The organism is Poseidonocella sp. HB161398 (assembly GCF_005870025.1).
GTDB lineage: Bacteria > Pseudomonadota > Alphaproteobacteria > Rhodobacterales > Rhodobacteraceae > Mangrovicoccus.
The window spans coordinates 1-4031 of record NZ_VATA01000160.1; the positions used below are offsets into that span (position 1 = coordinate 1).

Below are 4031 nucleotides of genomic sequence, written 5' to 3' on the forward strand. Positions count from 1 at the left end.
CGCGTCAACGAAGAGAAGTACCTGCCCCTCTTCGAGGCCTGGCGCAAGGCAAACAACCGCTGACAGACCCGCCCCGGCGAAAGCCGGGGCCTCCTCCTCACCCGGGCGCGACCGGCAGGGTCTCGCCGCGGAACTCGGCCCGGATGATCTCCGCCACCGCCGCCACCAGGGGCTCCGGCTCCTTCGGCCGCATCGCCAGGTAGAGATCGGAATGCAGCTCCGCCGCGGGCAGGCCGATATCGCGGAATTCGACATTCGGCAGCCCGATCAGCGCGCTGCTGCGCGGTACCAGCGCCACGCCGAAATTCTCGTTGACCAGCGATACGACCGTGTGCCTCTGCGCCACCGCGAAGACCTCGTTCGGGGTCACGCCATGGGCCTTCAGATAGCCCTGCACGACCTCCCGCAGGAAGCCGCCGCGCTCGCTGGAATATCCCACGAAATCAATGCCGTTCAGGTCGCTGATGCTAATCTCGTCCTGCTCCAGCAGGGGATGGCCCCGGGGCGCGGCCATCAGGAAGGGCTCGCTCCAGAGCTTCTCGATCGGCAGGCCCAGCGATTGCGGATGCAGCCGGATGATGCCGAAATCCAGGCTGCCCGCGCCGAGCGCCTCGATCGCCTCCACCGTCATCACCTCGCGCAGCGTCAGGATCACCTCCGGCATCTCGTCGCGCAGCCGGCGGGCGATGCGCGGCACCACCTCGACGCAGGAGGAGGGGACGAATCCCAGCTCCACCGCCCCGGCCTTGCCGCGCGCCGCCTGCTGCGCCGCGAGCATCGCGCTTTCGGTGCGGGTGAGGATGTCGGTGGCGTCGACCAGCAGCCGCTTGCCCGCCGCGGTCAGCCGGACCGAGCGGTTGGTGCGGTCGAAAAGCGGCGTCCCGAGCGTGTGCTCGAGCAGCGCGATATGGCGCGAAAGCGGCGGCTGGGTCATGTTCAGCCGCTTCGCCGCGCGGCGGAAATTAAGCTCTTCGGCGACCGCCACGAAGTAGCGCAGCTGGTTCAGTTCCATCGTCTGGCCGGCCAATCGGGTCTCCTCCCCGGGAATGCCCGGCCTGGCCGGGCAATGATACGTCTGGTCGCACTAATGATAGCGAGATTGGATCATCGTGCATCAGAATCAGATAGACTGACGGTAACAAGATCCTAAGATCAGTATAGGCCCGGGAGAGGACGGCGCGGGAGACGCCAAGAGCGGGCCTATCGCAGAGACCATGCGCACGCGGCAGGCGCTCGACCGAGGGCCGCCGCTTTTTGGGAGGAAAACCAATGAACTACCGTACGACCCTGCTTTGCGGGGCTGCCTTGGCGTGTCTCGTGGCCCCGGCTTTCGCTGCCGATACGGATGTCACGATCGTGCTCAACGAAGAGCTGGAGACGCTGGAGCCCTGCATGTCCTCGCAGTCGAATATCGGCCGGGTGCTCCTGCAGAACATTGCCGAGACCCTGACCGAGCTCGACCCCAAGGACGGGTCGCTGATGCCGCGCCTGGCCACCTCCTGGGAAGAGACCGACGACGCCACCTGGCGCTTCCATCTGCGCGAGGGCGTGACCTTCTCCGACGGCACCGCCTTCACCGCGGAGGACGTCAAGCACTCGATCGACCGGACCCTCTCCGACCAGCTGACCTGCGAGATCGGCGCCAAGTATTTCGGCGGCGTGACCATCACCGCCACGGTGGTCGACGACTACACGATCGACATTTCCTCCGACCCGGCGCAGCCGATCCTGCCCCTGCTGATGTCGACCATGACCATGTCCCCGGCCGAGACGCCGATGGAGTTCACCCGCGATCCGGTCGGCACCGGCCCCTATGTTCTGACCGAATACAATGTCGGCCAGAACATCACCCTGACGCGCCGCGACGGCTACTGGGGCGAGACCCCGGCGGTGACCAAGGCGACCTATCTGTTCCGCACCGACGATGCCGTGCGCGCGGCGATGGTGCAGACCGGCGAGGCGGATATCTCGCCGCTGATCAACCAGATCGACGCGACCAACCCGGCGACCGACTTCGCCTATCCCAATTCCGAGACCACCTATCTGCGCCTCAACAGCAACTACGCGCCGCTCAATGACCTGCGGGTGCGCCAGGCGCTGAACATGGCGGTCGACCGCGAGGCCTTCCTCGGCACGCTGATCCCCGAGGATGCCGAGATCGCGACCCATATCACCCCGCCGACCGCGCTCGGCGCCGACGAGGCGCTGCCGGTGCCGCCCTACGATCCCGAAGGCGCGAAGGCGCTGCTCGAGGAGGCCAAGGCCGACGGCGTGCCCGTCGACGCCGAGATCGAGCTGATCGGCCGGCTGGGCAACTTCCCCAATGTCACCGAGGTGATGGAGGCGCTGCAGGCGATGTTCGCGGATGCGGGCTTCAACGTCGATCTCAAGATGCTCGAGGTCGGCGAATGGGTGAAGTACTACGCCCAGCCCTTCGCCTCGGGCGACGCGCCGGCCATGGTGGCGGCGATGCACGACAACAGCCGCGGCGACCCGGTTTTCTCGATGTACTTCAAGTACGCCTGCGACGGGCTGCATTCGGGCAGCTGCGACAAGGAGCTGGATGCCGCCATCGCCAAGGCGACGGCAACGCCCGGCGAGGGCCGTGCCGATGCCTGGCGCGACGCCTTCCGCATCGTGAACGCCCATGCGCTCGACGTGCCGCTGTTCCACATGGTGGGCTTCTCCCGCGTCAGCGAGCGGCTCGACTTCACCCCGACCATCGCCACCAATTCCGAGCTGCAGCTGTCGCAGATCGGGTTCAAGTGATCCAACCGGGGCGGCGGGCTGCATGCCGCCGTCCCCGACCGGAGGGCTCAATATGCAACGTTTCCTGGCCAAGCGCGCAGTGTCGAGCGCGATCTCGCTGCTCCTGCTCGTCGTCGCCGTCTTCTTCCTGTCGCGGCTGACCGGCGATCCGACGGATCTCTACCTGCCGATCGACGCCTCGCAGGAGGCCCGCGACAACTTCCGCCACCTGCACGGGCTGGACCAGCCGCTGATCGTGCAGTTCATGAACTATGTCGGCGATCTCGTCCGGCTGGATTTCGGCGACAGCATCCGCCGCGCCCGGCCCGCGCTCGACGTGGTGGTCGAGGCCTTCGGCTGGACGCTGCAGCTTGCGCTCATCACCATGGCCATCGTCTCGGGCGCGGCGATCACGCTGGGCTCGCTGGCGGCCTTCAATGTCGGCGGTCTCTTCGACCGGATCGCCACCTTCTTCTCGCTGATCGGCGCCTCGGCTCCGGATTTCTGGGTCGCCATCGTGGCGATCGTGGTCTTCTCGGTCGGGCTCGGCTGGCTGCCGACCTCGGGCACGGGGACGATCTGGCACTGGATCCTGCCGGTGACGGTGCTCTTCATCCGGCCCTTCGGCCTGATCCTGCAGGTGGTGCGGGGCTCGATGATCACCGCGCTCGGCTCGGCCTATGTCAAGACCGCCCGCGCCAAGGGCGTGGGGCCGCGCGCGACGATCTTCGTCCATGCGCTGCGCAACGCCATGCTGCCCGTCCTGACCGTGATCGGCGACCAGGCGGCGGCGCTGCTGAACGGCGCGGTGGTGGTCGAGACGATCTTCGGCTTCCCGGGCGTCGGCAAGCTGATGATCGACTCGATCCTGCAGCGCGACTTCTCGGTGGTCCTGGCCGCGATCATGGTCACCGCCTTCGCCATCTTCCTCATGAACATCCTGATCGACCTCGCCTATGCGGCGCTCGATCCGCGCATCCGGTACTGAGATCATGACCATGTCAGACACTCACAGGGCCGCACTTGCGACCCGCAAGGACCCCGGCGAGCCCGGTCCGGTCCGCACCTTCCTCAAGCTCCTGTGGGCCGACAAGATGGCGACCTGCGCCGCCGTCTTCCTCGTCGCCGTCATCGCCTGCGCCGTCTTCGGCCCGATGCTGCTCGAGGCGGTCTCGTCCAAGCAGAACCTCCGCGGCCGCAATGCCGTGCCCTTCCTCTTCGAGCAGGACTGGACGATGTGGCTCGGCGGCGACCAGCTGGGCCGGCCGCTGCTGGCGCGGATC

General features: G+C 67.0%; 3 protein-coding genes and 1 pseudogene. 3 read left to right on the forward strand and 1 reads right to left on the reverse strand.

Annotated elements, in window-relative coordinates; genetic code table 11:
- Positions 1-97: 97 nt before the first annotated feature.
- Positions 98-1027, reverse strand: a complete 930-nt coding sequence (locus FGX59_RS36120; RefSeq protein ID WP_138473379.1) for a LysR family transcriptional regulator — start codon at positions 1025-1027, stop codon at positions 98-100.
- 242 nt (positions 1028-1269) lie between these two features.
- Between FGX59_RS36120 and FGX59_RS36125 the strand changes: the two genes are divergently transcribed.
- The 3 genes and pseudogenes from FGX59_RS36125 to FGX59_RS36135 all read left to right on the forward strand — a co-directional run.
- Complete coding sequence (locus tag FGX59_RS36125; protein ID WP_138473380.1) at positions 1270-2769, forward strand: ABC transporter substrate-binding protein; 1500 nt, start codon at positions 1270-1272, stop codon at positions 2767-2769.
- Positions 2770-2821: 52 nt separating this feature from the next.
- Positions 2822-3736 carry an ABC transporter permease gene (locus tag FGX59_RS36130; RefSeq protein WP_138473381.1) on the forward strand — a complete coding sequence of 305 codons (915 nt, stop codon included), beginning with the start codon at positions 2822-2824 and terminating at the stop codon, positions 3734-3736.
- Between the two features lie 10 nt (positions 3737-3746).
- Positions 3747-4031 (forward strand): annotated as a pseudogene (locus tag FGX59_RS36135) (ABC transporter permease); the annotation flags it as partial.

What these genes read in the sequence shown, in the direction of transcription:
- FGX59_RS36130 (WP_138473381.1), top strand. Translation starts at nt 2,822, where the DNA reads ATGCAACGTTTCCTGGCCAAGCGCGCAGTGTCGAGCGCGATCTCGCTG.
- FGX59_RS36125 (WP_138473380.1), top strand. Translation starts at nt 1,270, where the DNA reads ATGAACTACCGTACGACCCTGCTTTGCGGGGCTGCCTTGGCGTGTCTC.